Source organism: Rhodococcus sp. KRD162 (genome assembly GCF_017168335.1).
Taxonomy (GTDB): domain Bacteria; phylum Actinomycetota; class Actinomycetes; order Mycobacteriales; family Mycobacteriaceae; genus Rhodococcoides.
Map to the genome: position 1 here is coordinate 110,905 of NZ_JABFAU010000011.1, position 22,582 is coordinate 133,486.

Consider the following 22,582-nt stretch of genomic DNA (forward strand, 5'->3'; position numbering starts at 1 on the left):
CCTCAACTCGGTCCGAAACGCTCGGTTCGAATGTTCCCAGCCGCGTGACCGCGCGCCACCAGCATGTCGGCCACGGTATCGACGAAGCTCGTAGGACCGCAGACGTAGCATCGCGGCTCGAATTCTGCCGGCCATCCGTGGGCGTCGAGGTCCTCGATCGTGATGCGGCCGAGGGGCCGCGCGTTGCCTGCCGGAGCCCGCCGCGTGTGGATCATCGTGACGTCCACACCGGCGGGAGGGTGAGCCCACTCGTCCGAGTAGTAGACCTCGGCAGGCTCGCGTACGGAGTACAGCACCCGGAACGGCACCCGTCCGCCCGTCGCGGACGCCTGCGCGCGCACCATTGCGCGCAGCGGGACGATGCCGGAACCCCCACCCACCAACAGGATCGGCGGAGAGGGTGTCTCGGAGGGCCGGGACGGCCGCCAGACGAACCAACGCCCTACCGGACCGCGGATTTCGATGCGATCGCCAACCTCGACGGCCTCGACGAGGTACGGCGACACCTCCCCGTCGGCGACATTCTGCACCGCGATCTCGATGCGCGAGGTGCCGTCGGGGGCCGAGGCCACGGAGTAGCTTCGCTGTGCGCTGTAACCGTCCTCGGCGGTGAGCTTGACGTCCACGTGCTGCCCGGCGAGATGGCCCGGCCAACCGTCGACGTCGAGAACGAGGGTGGATGCGGTGGGGGTCTCACGTCGCACGGTCGCCACCGTGGCAACGAGCCAGGGTTTCGCCCCGGCCGTCACGGCCACGTCAGTCGCCCTGGTAGCGCTGCTCGCGCCAGGGATCTCCGTAGTCGTGGTATCCACCGCGCTCCCAGAAGCCCTGTTCGTTCTCCAGGGTCAGTTCGATGCGTGAGATCCACTTCGCCGATTTCCAGAAATACAGATGGGGAACCAGAAGCCTTGCCGGGCCACCGTGTTCGCGAGCCAGCGGAGCGCCGTCGAACTCGGTGACCAACCAGGCCTTCCCATTCCTGAGGTCCTCCAAGGGGAGGTTGGTGGTGTAGCCGTCGAACCCGTGCACCACCACGTAGCCGGCATCGGTGTCGAGACCGTCGAGCAGAACGTCCAGGCTCACGCCCTTCCAGGTGGTGTCGAGCTTCGACCACTTGGTGACACAGTGGATGTCGACGGTCGGAGTCTCGTGCGGAAGAGCTGCGAATTCGTCCCAGGTCCAGCTGCGAGTCTCGCCCCGTTCGGTGCTGACCGAGAACGACCACGCGTCGGTCGCGACCACGGGTGCGGGCCCGATCGCGAGGACCGGGAAGTCCTTGGTCAGATACTGGCCGGGGGGAGTGCGCCCGTCGTCGCCCCGCCGGCGGCCCACGAAGCCCTTCGAGATCAATGCCATGGTGTCGAATTGTGCTCTCGTCGCCGGGAGTCTGACAAGGTCGGCCCACGGGGTTCGACGCAGTCGCAGCGTTCAGCGGGCCTCCAACGCGTCGGCGAGCATATGCATCGCCGCGGTGGTGGACAGTGCACGCACACTTGCCCGGTCGCCGGGAAGATGAAGCGTGCGGGTGATGGTGGGGCGGCCCGTGACGGCGACGGCGAAACAGACGGTCCCGACCGGCTTGGCCTCGGTGCCGCCGCCCGGACCCGCGACGCCGCTGGTCGATACCGCGATGTCGACGTTCAGCCGCTCGAGTGCGCCCTCGGCCATGAGCGCCGCAACCGGCTCGCTGACGGCTCCGTGTCGATCGATGACCTCGGCGGGGACATCGAGAAGTCCGGTCTTGGCCTCGTTGGCGTAGGACACCACGGCCCCGATGACATACGCCGACGAGCCTGCGCGATCGGTGAGACGTGCGGCGATCATCCCCCCGGTGCACGATTCTGCCGTGGCGATTCGATGCCCGGACAATCGGTGCGCAACTATGTCGTCGATGGTGGAGCCATCGGTCGAAAAGACCTGTGCACCATGGGTTGTGTTGATGAGTCGTTCGAGTTCCGTGTAAGCGGTTCTCGCCGATTCGGCGTAACGAGTCACCATCTCGAGCTCGCCGAGGCTCAGGCAGGTGGTGATCTCGAGCTCGGCGAACCCGGCGATCTCGCGCTCTGCGGTTCGCAGCGTCGCGGCGAGATCGGCCTCGGACAGTCGATAACCGCGAATGGTGTCCTGACGTACCTGCGTACGGCGGGCGAGGACTTCGGCGACGGGTGCAGTGTCGAGGGCCTCCGGCCACATCGCCTGTAGTTCGCGAGGCGGCCCGGGCAAGATCAGGACGGCGGGCAGTGACCTGGAGTGGTCGGCCGGTATCGCGATCCCGGGTGCGGTCCCGGTCGGCGAAATTGACTGCGCGCCTTGCGGAACCATTGCCTGCTTTCTGATGCCCGCGCGTAGCGGCTCGGAATCGGCTGCGGAACTCATTCGGCTTCGCCAGCGCCGCACGATCGCGTGGATCCGGTTCTCCAACTCGGCATCCAGAATCAGATCCCGACCGTACAGCGCGGCGACGGTCGAGGCGGTGAGGTCGTCGGCGGTCGGACCCAAACCTCCTGTGGTGACGATCAAGTCGACGCGTTGATCGGCCAGAAACCTGACCTGGGCAGTCAGATCCTCCGGCCGATCCCCGCACACGGTGATGTGGGCAACGTCGACGCCCGTTTCGAGAAGTGCCCGAGCGACCCACGGACCGTTCCGGTCGGTGACCCGACCGGCCAGAACCTCGGTTCCTGTCACCACCACACCTGCTCGCACAGTCATCCTTCGACCTTACTGATCAGGCGTGCGCCGGTGGCCACCGGCGACATCCGCGCAGGCCCGGTCGCGCTCGCCCAGGCCCGCAGGCAGCACCGGCATCGACGCGTAAGGAGGATTCAGGCCGACAAGATCAGCTCCGCCGCCCGCTCGGCGATCATTGCCGTGGGGGCATTGGTATTGCCGGTAGTGACCGAGGGCATCACCGACGCATCGGCGATCACGAGATTGTCGAGCCCGTGCAGACGCAGATCCGGCCCCACGACGGCGCGGCTGTCCGTACCCATCCGGCACGTACCGGCCTGGTGGTGATACGTGTTGACCGCGCGCCGGATCCACTGCTCGAGTGCGTGATCGTCATCGGAGACCTCGGGTCCAGGAAGGACGTCGTAGGCACCCCAGTCCTGTGCGAGTGGAGCCTGCCGGCCGACCTCTCGGCACTGCCGCACGGAATAGACCAATGCAGCCATGTCTCGTGGGTCGTCGAACAGGTTGAAATCGATGGTCGGATCTGCAGTCGGGTCCGTCGAAGCCAGGGTGACGGTTCCGGTGCTGTGCGGACGAATGAGGCCGGCGTGCAGGGTGAAACCGGATTGCGGTCCGGTCATTGCTTCGTCGTAGTACATCGGGACACTGAAGTTGATCGGCTGGGTGTCCGGCACTGGAAGTGACGGGTCGCTCTTCCAGAACCAGTGTGTCTGGGTCACCGGATGAAACGGTGTCGGTGGGTCGACAGGTCGTGTGGTGCCGAAGACGACGGGCACCAGGAAATGATCCTGCAGGTTCTTCCCGACACCGGGGGAGTCGACGAGCACGTCGATGTCGAGCTTCTCCAGCTCGGCAGCCGGACCGATTCCACTGCGCAACAGAATCGCTGGGGATCCCAGTGCTCCGCTGGACAAGACGATCGTGCTCGCATGGAGCTCACGCACTTCGGATTCCACGATGATTCGCACGCCCACCGCGGTGCCGTCGGCCACGATCAGCGAATCGATGGTCGAGCCCAGTGCGAGCGTCAGGTTCGGATGATCGAGTACTGGCCGAAGATAGGCTGCCCACGTCGACTGTCTCTTTCCACCGGCAAGATTCAACTTCATCCGCGACACCCCCTCTTGGCCGCCGTGGTTGTAGTCGGTGTTGTTGGGCATTCCCCACGCGACGGCCGCATCGACGATCGCCTGTTGAACAGGTGAGAGCGGGGGTTCGACCACGTCCATCAATCCGTCTGCGCCGTGGCGTTCGAGACGCTTGAACAGTGGTGCAACCGACTCCCAGTCCCAACCGGTGTTGCCTGCCGACGCCCACTGGTCGTAGTCCCAAGCAGTTCCGTGCACCCAGATCGTGCCGTTGAGCTGATTCGATCCGCCGACGACTTTTCCGCGGGGGACGTGCAAGCGGCGGCCGAGGGCGCGTTCCTGTGGAGACGAGAAATAGCCCCAGTCCTCCGGGCCCAGCCAGAGTTCGCCGACCCGGGAGAGGTCGTGAATGGCGGGATTGGTGTCGAGCCCGCCTGCCTCGACGAGCGTCACGGTGTGGCCCGCATCCAGGAGCCGACGGGTGATGATCGAGCCCGCGGTTCCCGAGCCGAGTACCAAGAAGTCGGAGCGATTGCTTGACATGAGGTCATCCTTGTCTGGTTGACGCGGCACCACGGCACGTCGAATCCACGTCGAAAGAGAAAGCCGTCGGCATACGTGCCGATACGGCGATGAAGTGCAGCGCGACGCCCTTGTCGGTGTCCTGAAGCTACCGGCGCTGCGGGCGACCGAACATAGGGTCTTACCTACTCGCCTGTACAGAAACCCTTATTCGGCTGCGTCGGAAATTGGACACCAGGAATGCCGATTCGTGTTATCGGAGGCCGAGCCGTACCCGAGGAGTGCCGGTTCGCGCCGATTTCAGCCCAGGTGCGCGCTCACCGAACCACGATCGTGGCCTATGTTGAGGTCGATGCGGATAGCGCTGGTGGAAGACGACGACGGAGTCGGCGACGCGTTGGTGGATGCGTTGACCGAGGTGGGGCACTCACCTGTCCGCATGCGCCGTGGTGCCGACGTGCTGGTCGGCTATCACGAGATGGATGTCGTCCTACTCGATCTCGGCCTGCCGGACATGGACGGGCTGGAGGTGCTGCGCAAACTGAGGACCTTGAGTTCGGTTCCGGTGGTGGTGCTGACTGCGCGGGACGACGAACGTTCGGTGGTGCGAGCGCTCCGCGGCGGCGCGGACGATTACGTCGTCAAACCGGCCCGGTTGGGAGAGTTGCACGCTCGACTCGAAGTCGCCGCGCGACGTCGGAGCGCGACGAACGACACCGGTGCCGACCGGCTGGTTCTCGGTGACATCGTCGTCGATCTGGTCGGTCGGGGAATCGAGGTCGACGGTCGCGATGTTTCGCTGACAACCAAGGAGTTCGACCTGCTGGCTCATCTGGTGACGAGGCGCGGTGAAGCGGTCAGCCGAGAGCAACTGATGGACGCCATCTGGGGAAACGCCTACGTCGCGATCTCACGGACGCTCGATGTGCACATGACATCGTTGCGATCCAAGCTCGATCGTCCGGGTGCCATCGTCACCATCCGCGGCTTCGGTTACCGCTGGGACATCTGAGATGCGACGCCGTGTCCTGGTGGTGCTGATGATCTACTCCACCGTCGTCGTACTTGCCCTGTCGGTGCCGTTGGCCGTGTTGGTCGGTCGCGAACGTGCCCAACGGTTCGGCGAGAACCGAGCGGCCGCCGCAACCTACTTCGCCGAGCTCAGCTCGCGGGAGGACGAGTCCGGCGCAGCTCGTATTCGACAGTCGGCGCAGCGCTACGACAACCTGTACGACGAGGGGATCGTCGTTGTCGATCGTGCCGGTCGAGTCCGTGCGGAGTCGGGTCTGGATGTGGAGCGATCCGACGTGCAGCAGGCCGTAGCCGGCGCTCTGCGCAATCAACGCGGGAATCTGCCGTCCAGTGTGATGCCGTGGTCCCGGTCCTCGGTGTTGATCGCGGCTCCGGTCGGCGGGGGAACGCAGGTGGACGGCGCGGTGGTCATAGAAGCATCGACCGACAGCGCTCGCACGGATGTCGCGATCGCATGGATGATCATTGCCGGCGGTGCGCTGCTGATTCTGGTGACCGTCGTCGGGATCGCTGTTGCGTTGTCGCGCTGGGTTGTTCGTCCACTGACGGCTCTGTCCTCGCGGGTTCAGTCGTTCGGAGACAAGTTCCACGATCGACTACCGGCAGATGCTGCTGCCCCATCGCAGATGCATACCGCCTATCTCGGTCCACCGGAAGTGCGCGAGCTCTCCAGCGCGTTCGAGGCCATGGCCGGCGACGTCGAGTCGGCCACGGCCGCGCAGCGGAGGCTGGTTGCCGATACCGCCCATGCGCTACGTAATCCATTGGCGGCACTGAGAATTCGACTGGACGTGTTGGGGATGCGGGTGCCCGATGCAGCGGCAGAATCTCACCTCAGGACCACGCAGGAAGTCGACCGCCTCAGCGCCGTCGTCGAAGACCTCCTCGTTCTTGCCGCTGCCGAGACGCCATCGAATCAGGACGCAACCGCGTGTGATGTGGGTGCGACCATTGCCGATCGCGTCGAATTCTGGTCCAGCACAATCGCTGTGGCAGGTATGGTGGCGCATGTCGAAGGGCCCGATGGGGCCGAACGACTCCTCGTCGCCCTGCCTGAGGACGACCTGATTCGGATTCTCGACGCGCTGCTGAGCAATGCGACGAAATACTCCGGCAGCGGCTCGTCCGTCGAGATCGGCCACCGAGCGAGTGCGACCGCCATCACGATCTGGGTGGCCGATACCGGACCGGGCGTCCCGGCCGACGAGCTCCCCAAGGTCGTGAACCGGTTCTTTCGTGCCTCGAGTGCGCAGGGCGGCGGTACCGGCCTCGGCTTGTCGATCGTGCACGCGCTGACCGAACGTGCAGGCGGACGTCTGCAGGTCAGTGCGGGTAGACCGTCGGGATTGCGGGTCGAGCTGCACGTGCCGCGAATAGTTTCCTAAGGGAGTGTTAGGAAATCCGAAATGGCTTGGTTCCAGGTTGTGCTTGCGGTCACAGTAGGTGGACTCAGGTCGCTGTTCGACTCCCGGCGACCAACGGCACCACTGGAAGGATCTGCCCATGGCCAACGGGGCCACTTCGACCGCTGGATCGTCACCGATCCCAACGGTCTCGTCTCCCGCCGCAACTCGTCGTGCCGTGTTCAACACGTTGCGGGGTTCGTCGGGCAATCTCGTCGAGTGGTACGACGTGTACGTCTACACCGTCTTCGCCACGTACTTCGAGAACCAGTTCTTCGATTCCGCGGACAAGAATTCGACGATCTACGTCTACGCGATCTTCGCGGTCACATTCCTGATGCGTCCGGTCGGCTCGTGGTTCTTCGGACGCTACGCCGACCGGAACGGTCGCCGCGCCGCACTGACGTTCAGTGTCTCGCTGATGGCCGCTTGCTCACTGGTCATCGCGTTGACTCCGGGCCGGGAGAGCATCGGCGTGTGGGCGGCGGTGATCCTCGTCCTGGGTCGTCTGGTCCAAGGCTTCGCCACCGGCGGTGAATACGGCGCGTCGGCCACGTACATGTCCGAGGCAGCCACCCGTGAGCGTCGGGGATTCTTCTCGTCGTTCCAGTACGTCACGCTCATCGGCGGGCACGTTCTCGCGCAGGTGACCCTGTTGCTGATGCAGACGGTCCTCGATCGTGAGCAGATCGAGGACTTCGGTTGGCGCATAGCCTTCTTCATCGGCGGCGTCGCGGCAGTGGTCGTCTTCTGGCTGCGTCGAAGCATGGACGAATCGCTGACGAAGGATCAACTGGACGCGGTGCGCAGTGGCGCCGACAAGTCCTCGGGATCGGTGAAAGAACTCGTCCGCAATCACGGCCGTGCGCTGCTGATCTGCTTCCTGGTGACCGCAGGCGGCACCATCGCGTTCTACACCTACAGCGTCAACGCTCCTTCGATGATCAAGACCGCATACGAGGACCGTGGGATGACCGGTACGTGGATCAACCTCTTCGGTCTCGTCTTCTTGATGCTGTTGCAGCCCATCGGCGGACTCATCAGCGACAAGGTCGGCCGTAAGCCGCTGCTGATCTTCTTCGGCATCGGCGGCGTGCTGTACACCTACGTGCTCATCACGTTCCTGCCGACGGCGACCTCGGTGGTGCAGTCGCTCGCGCTGGTATGCGTGGGTTACGTGATCCTCACCGGCTACACCTCGATCAACGCGATCGTCAAAGCAGAACTGTTCCCCTCACACGTGCGCGCACTCGGAGTCGGTCTGGGATACGCCCTCGCCAACTCGGCGTTCGGTGGTACCGCGCCGTTGATCTACCAGGCGGCGAAGAACGGTGGGAATGTTCCGTGGTTCATCCTCTACGTGACGGTCGTGATCACCGTCTCGCTCCTGGTCTACATCTTCGTTCTGCGGAACAAGGCGGAAACCGAGCTGGACCGGGAGCAGGGCCGAGCGTTCGAGCGAACCGTGACGCCATAGGGTGACGGACATGTTCTCGCCCGCAGCGCCGTTGTCTCGGAGGACGGCGCTGCGGGCGGGTCTTGTCTCCTTCGCCGCTGCCGCGCTCGGCGCGTGCACATCGGAGCCGCCGACACAGTTGCGTCTGGCCGCGGGTGAGGTGGGCGGATTCTTCTGGGAGTTCTCCGGCCTGCTGTCCGCCGCGGCCGCGGGTCTCCCGGAGGCCGAGGTCGTACCGTTCACGACATCCGGGTCTGTCGACAACCTCGAGGCGTTGGTCTCCGGCCGTGCCGAACTGGCAATGACCCTGATCGATGCCGCATACAGCTACCCGAGTCCGGATCTGGCTGCGGTCGGCACCGTCTACGAGAACTACTTCCAGGTCGCAGTCCGGGCGGACTCGCCCATCACGACCGCGAGCGATCTGCGGGGACGACGGGTGAGTACCGGCGCACCCGGATCCGGCGCAACGGAGGTCTCGCGCCGGATCCTCGACGCCGCCGGTGTCTCGGGCCCGGATTCCATACGTGAAATTCGCCTGCTGATGAGTGAGGCAGCAATCGCGCTGTCCGACAACGAGATCGACGCGGTGATGTGGGCGGGCGGGTTGCCGACCCCGGCCTTCACCGACCTGCGTACCGAGATCCGCCTGCTCGATCTGGGAGCGCTCGTTCCGAACCTACGCCGCGCCTTCGGTACCGCCTACGAGGCGGTGCCGGTTCCGGCCGATGTATACGGCAGGCACCCGGGGGTGACGACCGTCGGAATCCCCAATCTGTTGTTGGCTCATCCCGACGTACCGAACTGGGCAGTGGCCGCTTTGGTGAGCGTGCTGCTCGACCGATCATCTGCCCTGGTCCCCGGTCAGGCGATCGGCAGTCAATTTCTCGACGCACGCTCGTTGATCATGACGGGCGAAATTCCCCTTCATCCAGGAGCCGTGGAGGAATATCGCCGACGGCACGGGTGAGCGGGCTCGGTGATGCCGATCGACCGGTCGGCCGCGCCGTTCGGTTCACGAGGTCAGTTCAACGCCACGAGCTCGGGCATCGGATTCGTTCATGCACGAGGCAATCTGCCGACTCCGTCGGCGGCGGAAGTGCACGCGATGTTCGCACTTCTCACCCGGCGCTGAACCGGATCGAAATCGAGTTCGTCGGGGTGTGAAGCGGTGACCAGGCGTCCTGGCCGTCGTCGGTCTCGGTTCCTTGCATCTCTCCTGTCCACTGGTAGGTCCGAGGTGATGCGGCCATGCGCAAGCATGCATACTGGATTGTGACGCCGAACACAAGGTTGCTCGCATGATGTGGAGGTTTCACGAAAGATGCGACAGCAACGATGATCTCGGCTCGCTGGTCACAACGCTCACTCAACGACGAGGAGAAACAATGGCAGACAATCGCGCAGTCACGTACGCCGGACCGGGCAAGGTGGAGGTTCAGGACATCGCCTATCCCGGCTTGGAACTGACCGACGGCCCAGGAGTCAATCCGGCGAACGTCGGCCGCAAATGCGAGCACGGAGTGATCCTGAAAGTTGTCTCGACCAACATCTGTGGCAGCGACCAGCACATGGTCCGAGGGCGAACCACTGCCCCCGAAGGCTTGGTCCTCGGCCACGAGATCACCGGTGAGATCGTCGAGGTGGGACGAGACGTCGAGTTCCTGAAGGTCGGAGACATCTGCTCGGTACCGTTCAACATTGCCTGTGGTCGGTGCCGAAACTGCAAGGAACGCAAGACCGGTATCTGTCTCAACGTCAATCCCGATCGACCGGGCTCGGCTTTCGGCTATGTCGACATGGGTGGCTGGGTGGGCGGCCAGGCCGAGTACGTCATGGCTCCCTACGCGGACTTCAACCTGCTGAAGTTCCCGGATCGTGACCAAGCGATGGCGAAGATCCTGGACCTGACCATGCTGTCGGACATCTTCCCCACGGGTTTCCATGGAGCAGTCACTGCCGGAGTCAAGCCGGGGTCGACGGTGTACATCGCGGGTGCGGGCCCGGTGGGCCTCGCCGCGGCGGTCGGCGCGCAACTACTGGGGGCGTCGGTGGTGATAGTCGGTGACATGAACGCCGACAGGTTGGCTCAGGCTCGAACCTTCGGTTGCGAGACCGTCGACGTGAGCAAGGGCGCACCACAGGTTCAGATCGAGCAGCTTCTCGGCGTGCCGGAGGTCGATGCCGCGGTGGATGCGGTGGGATTCGAAGCCCGTGGACACGGCGGAGACTCGTCGCACGAGGCGCCGGCCACAGTGCTCAACTCGCTGATGGACATCACGACTGCGGGCGGCGGAATCGGTATCCCGGGTCTCTATGTCACAGGAGATCCCGGCGGTGTCGACGAGGCGGCTCAGCGCGGCGCATTGTCGCTGAGTCTCGGTACCGGTTGGGCCAAGTCGCTCTCGTTCGCCACCGGTCAGTGCCCGGTGATGAGCTACCACCGAGAACTGATGAATGCAATTCTCACAGAACGCGTTTCGATCGCCAAAGCAGTGAATGCAACCGTGATCTCACTCGACGACGCGCCTCGCGGCTACCGCGAATTCGACAGCGGAGTTGCTCAGAAGTTCGTCATCGATCCGCATGGCATGATCGCGAGCTGACCACTGCTCGGTCGACCGAGGCTTCGGTTCCGAGATCGGTGCCTCGAAGCCTGGGCACGCGAACGACCCGACCGCCCGGTAGCAACCGGGCGGTCGGATCGGGGCGGGTGGAGCGCAGGACCGGAGGCGCGCTGAATACTCTCGGCGGCACCGATCACGAGACGCGCCGGTGCACGTCGACAACGGGGCATTTTTCGCATCCGTAACAGCATCCGTAGCGGTCCGTCATGGCTGTTGCCAAAGCTGCGCATGGTGCCACCGGGGTCCGTACAGGTCTGTACATACTGCGACGATGCCGATGGTTCGAAAGTTCGTGTTCGCCGTGCCGATGGTGGTTCTCACCGTCGCGAGCCTGCTGTTCGCGGCATCGGGGACAGGTTCGGCCGCACCGTCCGCGTGGCGCTACACGATGGTGGCGTTCAGTAACGTCAGCGATCGCAGCATGGACGTCTACCAATCCAGTGACGGTACGGACTTCGCTGAGTTGCAGACTTCGGCGTACCAGCCGCCGTTCGGGGTGGTGCGTGACTCGAGCATCTTCCGACACACCGATGGCATGTACTACGTGACCTACACGACGGGCAAGACGAGCATCGGCTTCGCTCGAAGCAGTGATCGCGTCAACTGGACGTTCCTGCAGAATTTTCCGGTTCCGTTCTGCTGCGCGTTCCTGCCCGGTACCGGTGCAGGAACAGGACCGGTGAGCCCACCCGGTTTCAGCGGCTCGGCCGGATTCTCGGACGGCCCGTCGCTGTCGCCGTTCACCACCAAGGCGTGGGCACCGGAATGGTTCGTCGAGGGCGACCGGGTCAGCATCATCGTCTCGTTGTCGACCGGTGGCGGATTCGTGCCGTATCTGATGACCGCGCTCGATCCTGGCCTGAGGCTGTGGAGTTTCCCGGTTCCGTTCGTCGGGATCAATGCCGACCACATCGACACGCAGGTGGTGAAGACCGGATCGACGTACCACGCGTTCACGAAGAACGAGACCCACAAGGTGATCGAGCACTGGACCGCGCCGTCGTTGATCGGGCCCTACACGCGGGTACCGTTGCGCAGCTTCGGCCCGTTGAAAGAGGGCCCTGCCGTCATCGAGCTGCCGGACGGCACCTGGCGGCTGTACTACGACGACTACACCAACCGGAAGTACTTCTACTCCGACAGTTCGGACGGAATGAGCACCTGGTCCGACCCGATGGAGGTTCCGGGACTGTCGGGAACAGTGCGCCACGTCGGTGTCATGAGAGAACCGGCCTGACGCGGGCCGCGACCTCAGGAGGTAGTACCCGACAGCGCTCTGATTCCGGCCGCGATGAACTCGCCCGTGGCATCGGCGGCATGACGGGCACCGGCTCCGGTATCGGAACCGGACAACGCACGGTGGGTTATCCCCTCACCGATCACCCCGAGCTTGAAGTTCGCCAGGGCCAGGTAGAAGCCCCAGTTCGTCAGTTCACGACCCGATTCGACCGAATACAGCTGCGCGAGATCGGCCGCGGACGGGTACCGGTCGCTCGTCCACGCCGCATCCGCGCCCAGTACCGCGTCGAAGACCGGTTGGCGATAGATGCACATCAATGCGACATCGGTGAGGGGGTCGCCGAGAGTGGACATCTCCCAGTCGACCACGGCGGCAACGGAACCGACGTCGTCGGCATCGACAATGGTGTTGTCCACGCGAAAGTCCCCGTGCACGATCGACGATGCCGAGTGAACCGGAATTGCGGCCTCGAGCGCGCGGTGGAGTCGGTCGACATCGGGTAGGTCGCGAGTCTTGACGCTCTGCCACTGCCGAGCCCACGTTGCGACCTGGCGGGAGACGAATCCGTCGGGTCGGCCGAAGCTCTCCAGACCGACCTCGGCGGGGTCGACGGCATGCAGCCTGGCGAGGACGCGAACCAATTCTGTTGCATTGGCGTCGATCTGCGCGTCCGTGAGATCGGACAGGTCCCCTCGCGCGCGAATTACTCGGCCGGGCACGAAATCGACGACGGTCATCGGTGCGCCGAGGACCGAACCGTCTCGATCGAACGCAACGGTTGGAGCAACCGGAACGTCGGTGGACGCGAGAGCCCGAGTGACGGCCCACTCGCGGGCCATGTCGTGTGCCGACGGGGTGAGCCCACTGGTGGGCGGTCGACGAACAACCCACGCCGAGTTGTCGTCGTACGCCTTGTAGGTGAGGTTGGATCGACCACCGCTGATCATCTCGACTGCCAACGAGCCGGCGATCTCGATGCCGTTCTCACGCAAGAACTGCTCGAGTGCATCGCGATTCATGCCCGGCAACTCACTCATGACCGTGCCTCCCGCGTTGCGCGCTTCGCCGCGCCGATGGTCCGTATGGCGATGGCCCAGCGGTGCACCTCGGACGGGCCGTCGTCGACGCGGAACGGTCGCACGTCAACGGCTCCTCTCGATCAGATTCTCGATGCCGGGATCGAACGTCGGATCGATGGCCACGCCGCACTCCCTGTCTACCGACCGAACACTCGCTCGGTCGTCGTAGATTGACACAACCTCTCGGCCCGAGTCAAGGATTTCGCGGGTTCGCTACGGACCTTCCCCGGCCACCGCACCGACCGTTCGCCGGGCGAGATCGAGATACACAGCGACCAGTTCGCTCGGCGTCAGCGGACCGTCGGGGCGATACCAGCCGGCAACGCCCACGCACATCGTGGTGACAGCTCTGCTGGAATCCCTCGGGCGTGCGCTCTCGAACAGACCTGATTGCACGCCGTCGGCGACGATCGCGTCGAGCAGTCGTTGTTCGTCGTCGCGCTTGGCGATGTACGCGTCGCGGTTGGCCGGGTCGAGGCTACGAATTTCCGTCGAGCACACGAAAGCGGCATCGCGCCGGTGGATGTGAAACAGCAGCAGAGATTCGACGACCGCGTCGAAACGGTCGAGGGGCGAGGACCCCGCCTGTGCCTCCGCGGCACGAGACCGCTCCAGCAACTCGTCCATCGACGCGTCCATGATGCCGACCAGAAGGGCCTGCTTCGACGGAAAGTGATGATAGAGGCCAGGAACCGACAGACCGGCACCTGCGGCGATCTGCCGAACCGACGTGCCGTGGTAACCCTGCTCGACGAACATGGTCAGCGCTGACGCCAAAGCAGGCGACAGGCTCGGGCCCTCGTATGTTCGCCAGTTCCGGTTCATCGTCATCGGCCTACCGTAGATGGCGGCGAACTCGGACCGAGAGTTTGCTCCTGACGTGGCGTGAAGTTCTACCGTTGCCGACATGAACACCAGTGATCCCACCACCTGGGGCATCGGCGACGTCGCCCGACGCACCGGAGTCACAGAACGCACCTTGCGGTACTACGAAGAACTGGGTCTACTCGCTCCCGGCCGAGACGGAGGCGGCAGGCGTCGGTACGACGGGGGCGATCTCGATCGCCTCTACCGCATTCGTTTGCTGCGCGAATTGGGAACTCCGGTAGCCGATGTGGACCCGGAGTCGGTCGATCTGCAGCATCTGACGCGACGGCATCTGGCCGAGTTGGACGATCGAATGGCGGAGCTGGCCCGGCAACGAGAACGCGTTCGAGCCGTCGAGGACCGGCTTCTGCAGGGCGCTCGTCCGAACGACGACGCTCTGCTGGACCTGCTCTCGGGCCTGTCGACCGACGAGCCGTCGATGACCAGGCGTACGACCTTGCTGGTCTACCGAGATATCGCGGCGGCACATTCCTACCTCGTCGACGTTCTGGGCTTGGCCCCCGGGCCGATCGAGTACGACGGCGACAAGGCCGTCCACGGAGAGGTCTACGCAGGTGACGGTGTGTTGTGGTTGCACCGCGAAGCCGTCGAACATCGAATGGTCTCGCCGCTGACCACCGGCACGGTCACCGCATCGCTGGCGATCACGGTCGACGACGTCGACGCCCACCATCACCGGGTGGCCGCTACAGGGGCGGCTATCGATTACGAGCCCACCGACATGCCTTACGGCGTCCGTGAATACAGCGTCCGTGACCCCGAAGGACATCTGTGGTCATTCCAGACACCGATCGCCGAATCGGCGTAGTACTTCCTCGGAGCCGAAGGGGTTCGGCGAATCACGGCGATTCCAGTGCCTCGATCACCGCCGCTGCGATGGCCGCTTCGCCGAGGGCATTGGGGTGCATCGGTACGAATTGGTCGGCGAACAGTAGTGGTTCCACCCAGCGCACGCCGACGGGTTGGCAGGCGTCGTGTCCCTCCGATACCGCGGACATGTCCACGAAGGTGGTGTCGGTATCGGCGGCGGCTCGGCGAACGGCGTCGTTCAGAGTGCGCTGCAGAGTGCGCAGATACGGGACATCGCCGAGCGCAACAGGAACCGCCGGCTCGCATGTGCTCGCGGCCGGGATGAGCCACGGATAGCCGATGATGAGCACCGTCGCGTCGGGCGCGCGCGTGTGAATGTCCCGCAATGCTTGCCGAACGGACGGCAGCGTACTTCCGATGATCGTGTCTTCGAAGCTGCTTCCGTTCTGCTGCCGGCACGGATCGACGGTGCCGGCACCGGTCAACACGGCTCTGACGCATGCCACGATCGCACCCGAGAACACGCTGTTGTCATTGCCGCCGATCATCACGGTCACCACGTCGGTGGAGGGCGACAACGCGTCCAATTGCGGCCTGATTCCCTCGAACTGCGGGGCATAGAAGTCCTCGGTCGCCGCGCCGCCGCAGCTGACGTCGGTCAGACCGTAACCCTGGTGTCGGGCCACGACATGCGCGAAATTCTGCTCCGATTGCAGACACCGAAGATCAGCGCCCGGCGCGAGCGGGAGCACCCCGTTTCCTGCGCTGAAGCTGTCGCCCAGATTGACGTACTCGATCGGCGATGCGGCGGCGGTAGGAGGGCTCGCCAGCGCGAGGGCGACAACCGCAACGACGCCGAGCCAGAACTGCTTCGTCCTACTGCGCACTGCAGAACTCCCCCTGATGGCCGGATGCTGGTCGAGATCGTACCGCTGCGGCGTGGTCGAGACCCAGGTCGAAACCCGATTCGATGATCTAGCTTTGAGCACACGCGTCGTCCCGGCGCAGTCGATTCTCTCGCGCAAGGACGTACTTCGATGACCGACGACACATTGGCAGACTTCGAGCGAACCGAGTTCACCGCAGACGGACGCAGTGCCCCCGTCTACCGCATCGGCACCGGACCGGCAGTGGTCGTGATGTCCGAAATGCCGGGCATCACACCGAAAGTGGCGGATTTCGCCCGGACGGTCGCCGGAATCGGCTGCACCGCGATCGTGCCGCATCTGTTCGGCGTCGATGGGAAGGACCCGTCGGCTGCGTCCCTGGGGTTGCTCGGCACCGCGGCCACCTTCTCCCGAGCGATGGTTCCCGCGTGCATCAGTCGAGAGTTCACCATCCTGGCGACCGGTAAGTCCTCGCGAATCGTAGTCTGGCTCCGTGCGCTCGCCGCATACGAGCACGAGCGCTGCGGCGGGCCAGGTGTCGGTGCCATCGGAATGTGCTTCACGGGCGGGTTCGCGCTCGCGATGGCTGCCGATGATCGTTTGCTTGCACCTGTGCTTTCGCAGCCGTCACTGCCGTTTGCGGTATCGGCATCGCGCGCTCGTTCCATCGACATCAGTGCAGCCGACCTCGACATCGTGAAGAATCGATGTGCCGCAGGAGAGTTGAAGGTTCTGGGATTGCGATTCCAAGGTGATTGGATGTGCCCTCCAGCGCGGTTCGAGTTCCTCCGTGAACAACTCGGCGACGCCTTCGTCTCGGTGGAATTACCGGATTCTGCGTTCAACCCGGACGCGCTCGGTACACCGCACTCGGTCGTCACGGAAGGACTGATCGACGAGCCGGGACAACCGACGCGGCAGGCCCTGGATCAGGTACTCGAGCTGTTCCGCAGCCGGTTGCTCGAGACGGACTGAGTACGCCGCCGGTGGTGTAGAGGCACGATCTCGGATGCGACGAGCATCAGGAACACGGCCGCGGAGGCCGGAATCACGACCACGGAACAGTGGCCTGAAGAACCGCTTCCTTCAGTGCGGCGGTCCGTAGTGCCGTCACCGTCTGATACTCGGGATCGGCCACCATCTCGCTGAATGCCTTACGCGATGGGTACTGCACCAACAGCACTGCATCCCAGGCCTGCCCGTCCTCGGCAACCAGTGCCGTCGAACCGTCGCCCGCGTACAGCACCTTCGCCCCGTAGCGGGGGAGAAACGTCTCGTCGAGTGCCTTCGCGTACTCCGCGTAGGACTTCCGACCGCCCTCGGCGAAACGAAGCAGGTTGAGCATCACCACGGGCCCGCCCGGGTCTTCTTCGAGGTAGCGCTTGAGGTCTCTTCCACGAGGATCGATAGCCATTGGTCGAGTATGCGTGAGCGCTCGATCCGGTGAAGCCGAAAGCGACCTACCTTTTCGCCCTCGCCGAGCCCCGCCCACCGCAGTAAGCGACTGTTCGTCGGCGACACGCGCCCAGCGCGAGAGAAGGGTCAGAGATACGGATCGGCCCAGGCGCTGATGATCCGACCGGCACGAGCTGCTTGATTCTTCCCGGTGAGAAGGTGATTGGCCCCCTCGAGCGACACGAAGCTCCGGGGGTGGCGGGCGGCCTGGAAGATGTCGCTGGCGTTGTCGATCCCTACCGTGTTGTCGGTGGGGGAGTGCATGACGAGTAATGGTCTGCGCAGGGTGGTGATGCGCTCGCGCAGGTCTGCTCTGCGAACGTCGTCGACGAACTGTCGTTTGAGGGTCAGCGCCTTGCCGCCCACGTTGAACGGCGCTTCCCCCTCCTCTTCGATGCGGCGGATGAGTGCGTCGTAGTTGTGCTCGACGTGCGCGGGTTGGAACGGGGCGGCGACGATGGCCACCGCGTCGACCGTCGGGCAATCGTGCGCCGCGGCGATGGCCGCCGAGCCGCCGAAGGAATGGCCGACGAGCAACTTGACCTGGCGACCCGTCCCGTTCATGAACTCGACGGCCTTGACGGTGTCGTGCACCTTGTGCGAGAACGAGCCGTCACCCCAATCGCCCTCGGACTGACCCAGGCCGAGATTGTCGAAGCGAAGCATTCCGATGCCGTCGGCAGCGAGCTGCTTGCACATCCGATTCGCCGCCGGGCAATCCTTGCCGAGTGTGAAGCCGTGAGCGAAGACGCCCCAACCCCGTACCTCCCCTTCGGGGGCATCGACCACGCCTGCCAGGGCGGGTCCGCTAGCGCTGGGGAAGGTCACCTGTTCGGGCATACCGGTCATCTTAGGGTCGATCACTCCAGCTCGGGGAACAAGGCTGCAGGTGTGCACGAGCAACGACCGACGGCATTGTCCACAATTGCCGTCGATGCACGGTATGCCGTCGTCGGTGTCCCGTTGTGGACACCGAGGGCACCTGGCTCGGCGGGCTCGCTCAGCCCAGCTGCCGCAGCGCAATGGCGGTGTCGAGCGCCAGCCGATGCCACGCCGATCGGGGGTCGCGGCCGGTGAGCTCCCTGGCCCGTCGCAGTCGGTACCGCAGTGTCTGAGGGTGGACGTGCAGTCTGCGGGCGGCAGCCGTTGCCGTGCCGGTGGCAATGAAGGCCGACAAGCCCTGCAGAATGTGCTCGTGTGCCGGCTCCGTGAGCGGCCCGAGGACGGTGCGCACCACCTCGCTCGTGTCCGCGGTGGGGCGAGCGGTGAGCAGCGCCAACAACTGGGCGTCCCCGTGATCGAGCAGTGCCCGGTTGTCGAAGGCATGTTCCGGTGCCGAGTCCAACGCCTCCGATGCCAGACGCCACGCCCGGCTGATGCCCGCGAGGGGTGAGCCCTCGACAACGCATCCGCGCAGCAGCATCTCGCCGCACACGAGCTCGACATCGGCGCGGGCGATCGATCCGGGTAACAGTGCGATCGCACGATGCTCGCGCCGCGTGCACAGATGAGTCCGCTGAGCCGGTGACGTGGTGCGATCGGGCGGAACCAGTCCCATTGCGAGAACGAGTGATTCGACGGTATCGTCGGCCAAACGCCGGCTCGGATCCGTCGACTGCACCACGAGCAGCATGGGATGACCGGGCAGCTCCAGATCGAGTTCGCGGGTGCGATCGGCCAATGCGCCCGGCGAGTTGTGTCTGGCCGCAAGCAAGTCGTCGAGCAACGCGGCATGCGACTGGCCGCGATTGGAGGTGAGCTGCTCGCGCGCAAGGACATACGCGTCGATGATCTCCTCGGAGATGGCGTCGATGGCATCGAGCACGCCGAGGCTGAGCTCGGTTATGTCCTGCGGTTCCAGGAGGTCGAGATACTCGGTGTTCACGTACCGCACGAACACGCTCGAGGCGACTCGGTACGCCCTGAGCACATCGGCCAACGGTCGACCGTCGGCGGCGCGGGCCGCTCCGATGGCGCGGAACCTGCTGTGATCTCGTTCGTCGATCGTTCGATCCCCTCCCGCCCACAGCGTCATCAGTCGCCGAAACGACCAATATGCGATCGCCTCGACATCGGCCAACTGTGCGCCGCGCAGGGTGCGGTAGACCGGGATCGCGTCCCGAATCGCGTCCACCGCCGAGGCCACTACGCCGCCGAGTTCCGATTCGATGGTCGCGACGATGGACGCCCGGGCCGAGTACATCGAGCTCCCTTCTGGAGTTGTCACCTACTGACAAACCGTATCGTCATTCGAGTCAAATTCCTTGAGTTCCGTCGATGACGACTGGACAGTCGAGTCAGAGAGCACCTCGAGCAGAAGAGTGGGGCAATGGACGCAGATGTGATCGTGGTGGGTGCCGGGTTGGCCGGTTTGGTGGCGACAGCCGAGTTGGCCGACGCGGGCAAGCGAGTGCTTCTCCTCGATCAGGAGCCGGAGCAGAATCTGGGCGGCCAGGCGTTCTGGTCGTTGGGCGGGTTGTTCATGGTCGACACCCCGGAGCAGCGACGGATGGGTATCAAGGATTCCGCCGATCTGGCGTGGCAGGACTGGCTCGGCACCGCAGCATTCGATCGCGGTATCGACGACCCCGCAGGCGAGGACTACTGGGGCCACCGATGGGCGAGGGCGTATCTCGACTTCGCAGCAGGGGAGAAGCGGTCCTGGCTGCATGCACAGGGGGTGCGGTGGGTTCCCATCGTCGGTTGGGCCGAACGCGGCGGATATCTGGCCGAGGGCCATGGGAATTCGGTTCCGCGCTTTCACCTGACCTGGGGTACTGGGCCTGGTGTCGTTGCACCGTTCGAGCGACGTGTCCGCGAGGCGGCCGACAAAGGTTTGGTGCGCTTCGGTTTTCGTCATCGCGTCGACGAGTTCATTGTCAGCGCAGGTGTGGTGGAGGGTGTGCGCGGAGCGATTCTCGAGCCCAGCGCTGCCGAGCGCGGGGCCGGTAGTACGCGTGTCGAGGTGGGGGAGCCGGCCCGACGACCTTCGTGCCCGCAGTGATGTACAGACCCGCCTCGACGACGCAATCATCACCGAGCGAGATGCCGAGCCCCGAGTTGGCTCCGAGCAAGCAGCTCTTACCGACAGAGATCACGTTCTTTCCGCCGCCCGAGAGGGTGCCCATGATCGAAGCCCCGCCGCCCACATCGGAACCGTCGCCCACCACCACGCCCGCCGATATGCGGCCCTCGACCATCGAATTGCCGAGCGTTCCGGCGTTGAAGTTCACGAAGCCCTCGTGCATCACTGTCGTTCCGCTGGCCAGGTGTGCGCCGAGACGTACGCGGTCGGCGTCGGCAATCCGAACCCCGGTGGGAACGACGTAATCCACCAGGCGAGGGAACTTGTCGACGCTGTACACGGTCACGTGACCGCGGGCACGCAGCTTCGCGCGCACCGTCTCGAAGCCGTCGACCGCGGCAGGGCCGAAATTGGTCCATACGACGTTGGCAAGGAAGCCGAACTGCCCGTCGAGGTTGACCCCGTGGGGCTGGACCAGACGGTGCGAGAGCAAGTGCAGGCGAAGGTAGACGTCGTGGGCGTCGACCGGTGCATCCTCGACCGAAGCGATCGTCGTGCGGACCGCGACGACCTCGACCCCGCGTGCCTCGTCCGGCCCGACCAGAGCGGCCAGCTCCTCGGGGATGTCGGATCCCTCGAGCCGAGTGGTGCCGGTGTCGAACCCCGACCCGAGCTCCGGGCTCGGAAACCACGTGTCGAGAACGACACCTGAAGTCGTGATGTTGGCAATACCTACTGCTGATGCTCCCTGTGCGCTCACGGCACGAAGAATACGCGGTGGGTCCAAAGATCGGGTTCGCCCGTCGTCCCGGGCACGCCGATTGTTCCTGGACTCGTTTTTCCGACGCTGCGCCGGTTCGTTACCGATTCGACAGCCGAGTGTGATCGCATCGGGATGCGGGCGTACGGGTAGAGGCCACGGCAGCTGACAGAGTTCCTGCAATGACCACCCGCACCGGCTCGCGCAGCCGTGGAGCCGCTGCAGCAATGGCCGGCGGCGTCTCGTTCACCGGACTGGTGACGACGATGGCCACCACGATCGTCCTCGGAATGGCACTCGGTTTGGTCGTCACCGGGGCCTGGTAGATACGCCATCGGCTGACAGGGCCGGTGGTTCCGTCGTGAGAACCGATGCTCCGGGCGCGAGGTGCGTTCTGGTCGACCTGCTGACGAGGGTGGTCGGCTACGGGCGCTCCGGCCAGCGCTTTTCGAGCGAAGGATTGTTCGGCGAAGGCTTCGACGGCGTGGTCCGCAAGATTCTTCTGGCCTACGGCCTAAGGTTGTCGCCGTGACTCTCGATTTGCAGGCAGACCCGATCGACCTCACCGCAGCGCTGGTGGACATCCCCAGCGTCAGCGAGGACGAATCGCGCATCGCCGACGACGTAGAGCACGCGCTTCGCACGCAGACCACAGGCTTCGAGATCATTCGGAGCGGGAACGCCGTGCTGGCGAGAACCAACCGCGGCCTGGGCTCGCGGGTGATGCTCGCCGGTCACCTCGACACCGTCCCCATCGCCGACAATGTGCCGTCGCGGCGGGAGCACGACAGCGCCGAGGGGGACATCCTGCACGGGTGCGGAACCGTCGACATGAAGTCGGGAGACGCAGTGTTTCTGCATCTCGCGGCCACGATCGACAACCCCGCGCATGATCTCACCCTGGTGTTCTACGACTGCGAGGAGATTGCCGCCGCACGCAACGGACTCGGCCGAATCGAACGAGAACTGCCCGAGTGGCTCGAGGCCGACGTCGCAATCCTGGGCGAGCCGTCCGGCGGCTTCATCGAGGCCGGTTGTCAAGGGACGCTGAGAGTTCGGCTGACGGCGTCGGGAACGCGGGCCCACAGTGCTCGTTCCTGGCTGGGCGACAACGCGATTCACAAATTCGGTGCAGTGCTCAACCGGCTCGCGGCCTATCGAGCACGCACCATCGATATCGATGGCTGCGTGTATCGCGAAGGTCTACAAGCGGTTCGGATCGCAGGCGGGGTGGCGGGCAACGTCGTTCCCGATGCCGCGGAACTCGACGTCAATTTTCGATTCGCACCGGATCGCTCCGTCGAGCAGGCCGTCGACCATGTTCGTGAAGTGGTCGAGGGACTCGATCTGGGGTTCGAGGTCACCGACTCCTCACCGGGCGCGCTGCCCGGCCTGAACCGGCCCGCGGCGGCTGCCCTCATCGAGGCGGCAGGTGGACAGTTCCGAGCCAAGTACGGCTGGACCGACGTTTCACGCTTCTCGGCGCTCGGGATACCGGCCGTCAACTACGGGCCCGGTGACCCCAACCTCGCCCACAAGCGCGACGAACGCGTTCCCGTCGAGCAGATCACGCACGTCACACAGGTTCTCCGGAGCTACCTCTCCGCCGGATAACC

The 22,582-nt window shown here is 64.7% G+C and carries 22 protein-coding genes and 1 pseudogene; 12 read left to right on the forward strand and 11 right to left on the reverse strand.

Going from position 1 to position 22,582, the window contains the following annotated elements; all coding sequences use genetic code 11:
- Positions 1-2: 2 nt before the first annotated feature.
- The 4 genes from J1M87_RS29295 to J1M87_RS15040 all read right to left on the reverse strand — a co-directional run bounded on the left by J1M87_RS29295 (position 3) and on the right by J1M87_RS15040 (position 4,325).
- Positions 3-749 (reverse strand): ferredoxin reductase, encoded by a 747-nt coding sequence (locus J1M87_RS29295; protein WP_374222396.1) that lies wholly within the window; start codon positions 747-749, stop codon positions 3-5.
- A gap of 7 nt (positions 750-756) precedes the next feature.
- A complete protein-coding gene (locus J1M87_RS15030) occupies positions 757-1,356 on the reverse strand; it encodes a sulfite oxidase-like oxidoreductase (protein ID WP_206490192.1) in 600 nt (199 codons plus the stop codon).
- Positions 1,357-1,428: 72 nt separating this feature from the next.
- Positions 1,429-2,712, reverse strand: coding sequence for a competence/damage-inducible protein A (locus J1M87_RS15035; protein WP_206490193.1), 1,284 nt, complete (start codon positions 2,710-2,712; stop codon positions 1,429-1,431).
- A gap of 113 nt (positions 2,713-2,825) precedes the next feature.
- Positions 2,826-4,325, reverse strand: coding sequence for a GMC family oxidoreductase (locus J1M87_RS15040; RefSeq protein WP_206490194.1), 1,500 nt, complete (start codon positions 4,323-4,325; stop codon positions 2,826-2,828).
- Positions 4,326-4,656: 331 nt separating this feature from the next.
- Between J1M87_RS15040 and J1M87_RS15045 the strand changes: the two genes are divergently transcribed.
- The 6 genes from J1M87_RS15045 to J1M87_RS15070 all read left to right on the forward strand — a co-directional run bounded on the left by J1M87_RS15045 (position 4,657) and on the right by J1M87_RS15070 (position 12,059).
- Complete coding sequence (locus J1M87_RS15045; protein WP_206490625.1) at positions 4,657-5,316, forward strand: response regulator transcription factor; 660 nt, start codon at positions 4,657-4,659, stop codon at positions 5,314-5,316.
- A 1-nt stretch (position 5,317) separates the two neighbouring features.
- Positions 5,318-6,721: a HAMP domain-containing sensor histidine kinase gene (locus tag J1M87_RS15050; protein WP_206490195.1), complete on the forward strand. Its 1,404-nt coding sequence runs from the start codon at positions 5,318-5,320 to the stop codon at positions 6,719-6,721.
- A 118-nt stretch (positions 6,722-6,839) separates the two neighbouring features.
- A complete protein-coding gene (locus J1M87_RS15055) occupies positions 6,840-8,216 on the forward strand; it encodes an MFS transporter (RefSeq protein WP_241256961.1) in 1,377 nt (458 codons plus the stop codon).
- A gap of 10 nt (positions 8,217-8,226) precedes the next feature.
- A complete protein-coding gene (locus J1M87_RS15060) occupies positions 8,227-9,165 on the forward strand; it encodes a TAXI family TRAP transporter solute-binding subunit (RefSeq protein WP_206490196.1) in 939 nt (312 codons plus the stop codon).
- Between the two features lie 418 nt (positions 9,166-9,583).
- Complete coding sequence (gene fdhA / locus J1M87_RS15065) at positions 9,584-10,801, forward strand: formaldehyde dehydrogenase, glutathione-independent (RefSeq protein ID WP_206490197.1); 1,218 nt, start codon at positions 9,584-9,586, stop codon at positions 10,799-10,801.
- Between the two features lie 292 nt (positions 10,802-11,093).
- Positions 11,094-12,059 (forward strand): arabinofuranosidase, encoded by a 966-nt coding sequence (locus J1M87_RS15070; RefSeq protein WP_241256962.1) that lies wholly within the window; start codon positions 11,094-11,096, stop codon positions 12,057-12,059.
- Between the two features lie 14 nt (positions 12,060-12,073).
- On the opposite strand, the gene J1M87_RS15075 is transcribed toward J1M87_RS15070, so the two are convergent.
- Both J1M87_RS15075 and J1M87_RS15080 read right to left on the reverse strand, forming a co-directional pair.
- Positions 12,074-13,099, reverse strand: a complete 1,026-nt coding sequence (locus tag J1M87_RS15075; RefSeq protein ID WP_206490198.1) for a phosphotransferase family protein — start codon at positions 13,097-13,099, stop codon at positions 12,074-12,076.
- A 255-nt stretch (positions 13,100-13,354) separates the two neighbouring features.
- Entirely contained in the window at positions 13,355-13,972 is a 618-nt protein-coding gene (locus J1M87_RS15080) for a TetR/AcrR family transcriptional regulator (protein WP_206490199.1), read from the reverse strand.
- A 76-nt stretch (positions 13,973-14,048) separates the two neighbouring features.
- Between J1M87_RS15080 and J1M87_RS15085 the strand changes: the two genes are divergently transcribed.
- Positions 14,049-14,837, forward strand: coding sequence for a MerR family transcriptional regulator (locus J1M87_RS15085; protein ID WP_206490200.1), 789 nt, complete (start codon positions 14,049-14,051; stop codon positions 14,835-14,837).
- 31 nt (positions 14,838-14,868) lie between these two features.
- Here the strand turns inward: J1M87_RS15085 and J1M87_RS15090 are convergent, their stop codons facing one another.
- Positions 14,869-15,726, reverse strand: coding sequence for an SGNH/GDSL hydrolase family protein (locus tag J1M87_RS15090; RefSeq protein ID WP_206490201.1), 858 nt, complete (start codon positions 15,724-15,726; stop codon positions 14,869-14,871).
- A 150-nt stretch (positions 15,727-15,876) separates the two neighbouring features.
- Between J1M87_RS15090 and J1M87_RS15095 the strand changes: the two genes are divergently transcribed.
- Positions 15,877-16,701: a dienelactone hydrolase family protein gene (locus J1M87_RS15095; protein ID WP_206490202.1), complete on the forward strand. Its 825-nt coding sequence runs from the start codon at positions 15,877-15,879 to the stop codon at positions 16,699-16,701.
- Positions 16,702-16,774: 73 nt separating this feature from the next.
- On the opposite strand, the gene J1M87_RS15100 is transcribed toward J1M87_RS15095, so the two are convergent.
- From J1M87_RS15100 to J1M87_RS29300, 3 genes are all read right to left on the reverse strand, one after another.
- The gene (locus J1M87_RS15100) at positions 16,775-17,140 is read right to left on the reverse strand and encodes a DUF1330 domain-containing protein (RefSeq protein ID WP_206490203.1); all 366 of its coding nucleotides are present in this window, start codon (positions 17,138-17,140) and stop codon (positions 16,775-16,777) included.
- A gap of 128 nt (positions 17,141-17,268) precedes the next feature.
- Positions 17,269-18,021, reverse strand: a complete 753-nt coding sequence (locus tag J1M87_RS15105; RefSeq protein WP_206490204.1) for a S9 family peptidase — start codon at positions 18,019-18,021, stop codon at positions 17,269-17,271.
- Positions 18,022-18,181: 160 nt separating this feature from the next.
- Complete coding sequence (locus J1M87_RS29300) at positions 18,182-19,408, reverse strand: helix-turn-helix domain-containing protein (RefSeq protein ID WP_206490205.1); 1,227 nt, start codon at positions 19,406-19,408, stop codon at positions 18,182-18,184.
- Between the two features lie 102 nt (positions 19,409-19,510).
- On the opposite strand from J1M87_RS29300, the pseudogene J1M87_RS15115 reads away from it, so the two are divergent.
- Positions 19,511-20,155, forward strand: a pseudogene (locus J1M87_RS15115) (FAD-binding protein); the annotation flags it as partial.
- On the opposite strand, the gene dapD reads toward J1M87_RS15115, so the two are convergent.
- Entirely contained in the window at positions 20,061-20,966 is a 906-nt protein-coding gene (gene dapD / locus J1M87_RS15120; protein ID WP_307830820.1) for a 2,3,4,5-tetrahydropyridine-2,6-dicarboxylate N-succinyltransferase, read from the reverse strand. The pseudogene J1M87_RS15115 and the gene dapD overlap by 95 nt on opposite strands.
- A 182-nt stretch (positions 20,967-21,148) precedes the next feature.
- On the opposite strand from dapD, the gene J1M87_RS15125 reads away from it, so the two are divergent.
- The 3 genes from J1M87_RS15125 to dapE are packed head-to-tail and all read left to right on the forward strand — an operon-like array spanning position 21,149 to position 22,580.
- Positions 21,149-21,292, forward strand: coding sequence for a hypothetical protein (locus tag J1M87_RS15125; protein ID WP_206490206.1), 144 nt, complete (start codon positions 21,149-21,151; stop codon positions 21,290-21,292).
- 35 nt (positions 21,293-21,327) lie between these two features.
- The gene (locus J1M87_RS15130) at positions 21,328-21,498 is read left to right on the forward strand and encodes a hypothetical protein (protein ID WP_206490207.1); all 171 of its coding nucleotides are present in this window, start codon (positions 21,328-21,330) and stop codon (positions 21,496-21,498) included.
- Positions 21,495-22,580 (forward strand): succinyl-diaminopimelate desuccinylase, encoded by a 1,086-nt coding sequence (gene dapE / locus J1M87_RS15135; protein WP_206490208.1) that lies wholly within the window; start codon positions 21,495-21,497, stop codon positions 22,578-22,580. The genes J1M87_RS15130 and dapE overlap by 4 nt, the downstream gene beginning before the upstream one ends.
- Positions 22,581-22,582: the final 2 nt, after the last annotated feature.

Excerpts from the sequence above, each read along its gene's own strand:
- J1M87_RS15030 (WP_206490192.1), bottom strand. The coding sequence starts at position 1,356 with ATGGCATTGATCTCGAAGGGCTTCGTGGGCCGCCGGCGGGGCGACGAC.
- J1M87_RS15035 (WP_206490193.1), bottom strand. The coding sequence starts at position 2,712 with ATGACTGTGCGAGCAGGTGTGGTGGTGACAGGAACCGAGGTTCTGGCC.
- J1M87_RS15040 (WP_206490194.1), bottom strand. The coding sequence starts at position 4,325 with ATGTCAAGCAATCGCTCCGACTTCTTGGTACTCGGCTCGGGAACCGCG.
- J1M87_RS15045 (WP_206490625.1), top strand. The coding sequence starts at position 4,657 with ATGCGGATAGCGCTGGTGGAAGACGACGACGGAGTCGGCGACGCGTTG.
- J1M87_RS15050 (WP_206490195.1), top strand. The coding sequence starts at position 5,318 with ATGCGACGCCGTGTCCTGGTGGTGCTGATGATCTACTCCACCGTCGTC.
- J1M87_RS15055 (WP_241256961.1), top strand. The coding sequence starts at position 6,840 with ATGGCCAACGGGGCCACTTCGACCGCTGGATCGTCACCGATCCCAACG.
- J1M87_RS15060 (WP_206490196.1), top strand. The coding sequence starts at position 8,227 with ATGTTCTCGCCCGCAGCGCCGTTGTCTCGGAGGACGGCGCTGCGGGCG.
- fdhA (WP_206490197.1), top strand. The coding sequence starts at position 9,584 with ATGGCAGACAATCGCGCAGTCACGTACGCCGGACCGGGCAAGGTGGAG.
- J1M87_RS15070 (WP_241256962.1), top strand. The coding sequence starts at position 11,094 with ATGCCGATGGTTCGAAAGTTCGTGTTCGCCGTGCCGATGGTGGTTCTC.
- J1M87_RS15075 (WP_206490198.1), bottom strand. The coding sequence starts at position 13,099 with ATGAGTGAGTTGCCGGGCATGAATCGCGATGCACTCGAGCAGTTCTTG.
- J1M87_RS15080 (WP_206490199.1), bottom strand. The coding sequence starts at position 13,972 with ATGACGATGAACCGGAACTGGCGAACATACGAGGGCCCGAGCCTGTCG.
- J1M87_RS15085 (WP_206490200.1), top strand. The coding sequence starts at position 14,049 with ATGAACACCAGTGATCCCACCACCTGGGGCATCGGCGACGTCGCCCGA.
- J1M87_RS15095 (WP_206490202.1), top strand. The coding sequence starts at position 15,877 with ATGACCGACGACACATTGGCAGACTTCGAGCGAACCGAGTTCACCGCA.
- J1M87_RS15100 (WP_206490203.1), bottom strand. The coding sequence starts at position 17,140 with ATGGCTATCGATCCTCGTGGAAGAGACCTCAAGCGCTACCTCGAAGAA.
- J1M87_RS15105 (WP_206490204.1), bottom strand. The coding sequence starts at position 18,021 with ATGCCCGAACAGGTGACCTTCCCCAGCGCTAGCGGACCCGCCCTGGCA.
- J1M87_RS15125 (WP_206490206.1), top strand. The coding sequence starts at position 21,149 with ATGACCACCCGCACCGGCTCGCGCAGCCGTGGAGCCGCTGCAGCAATG.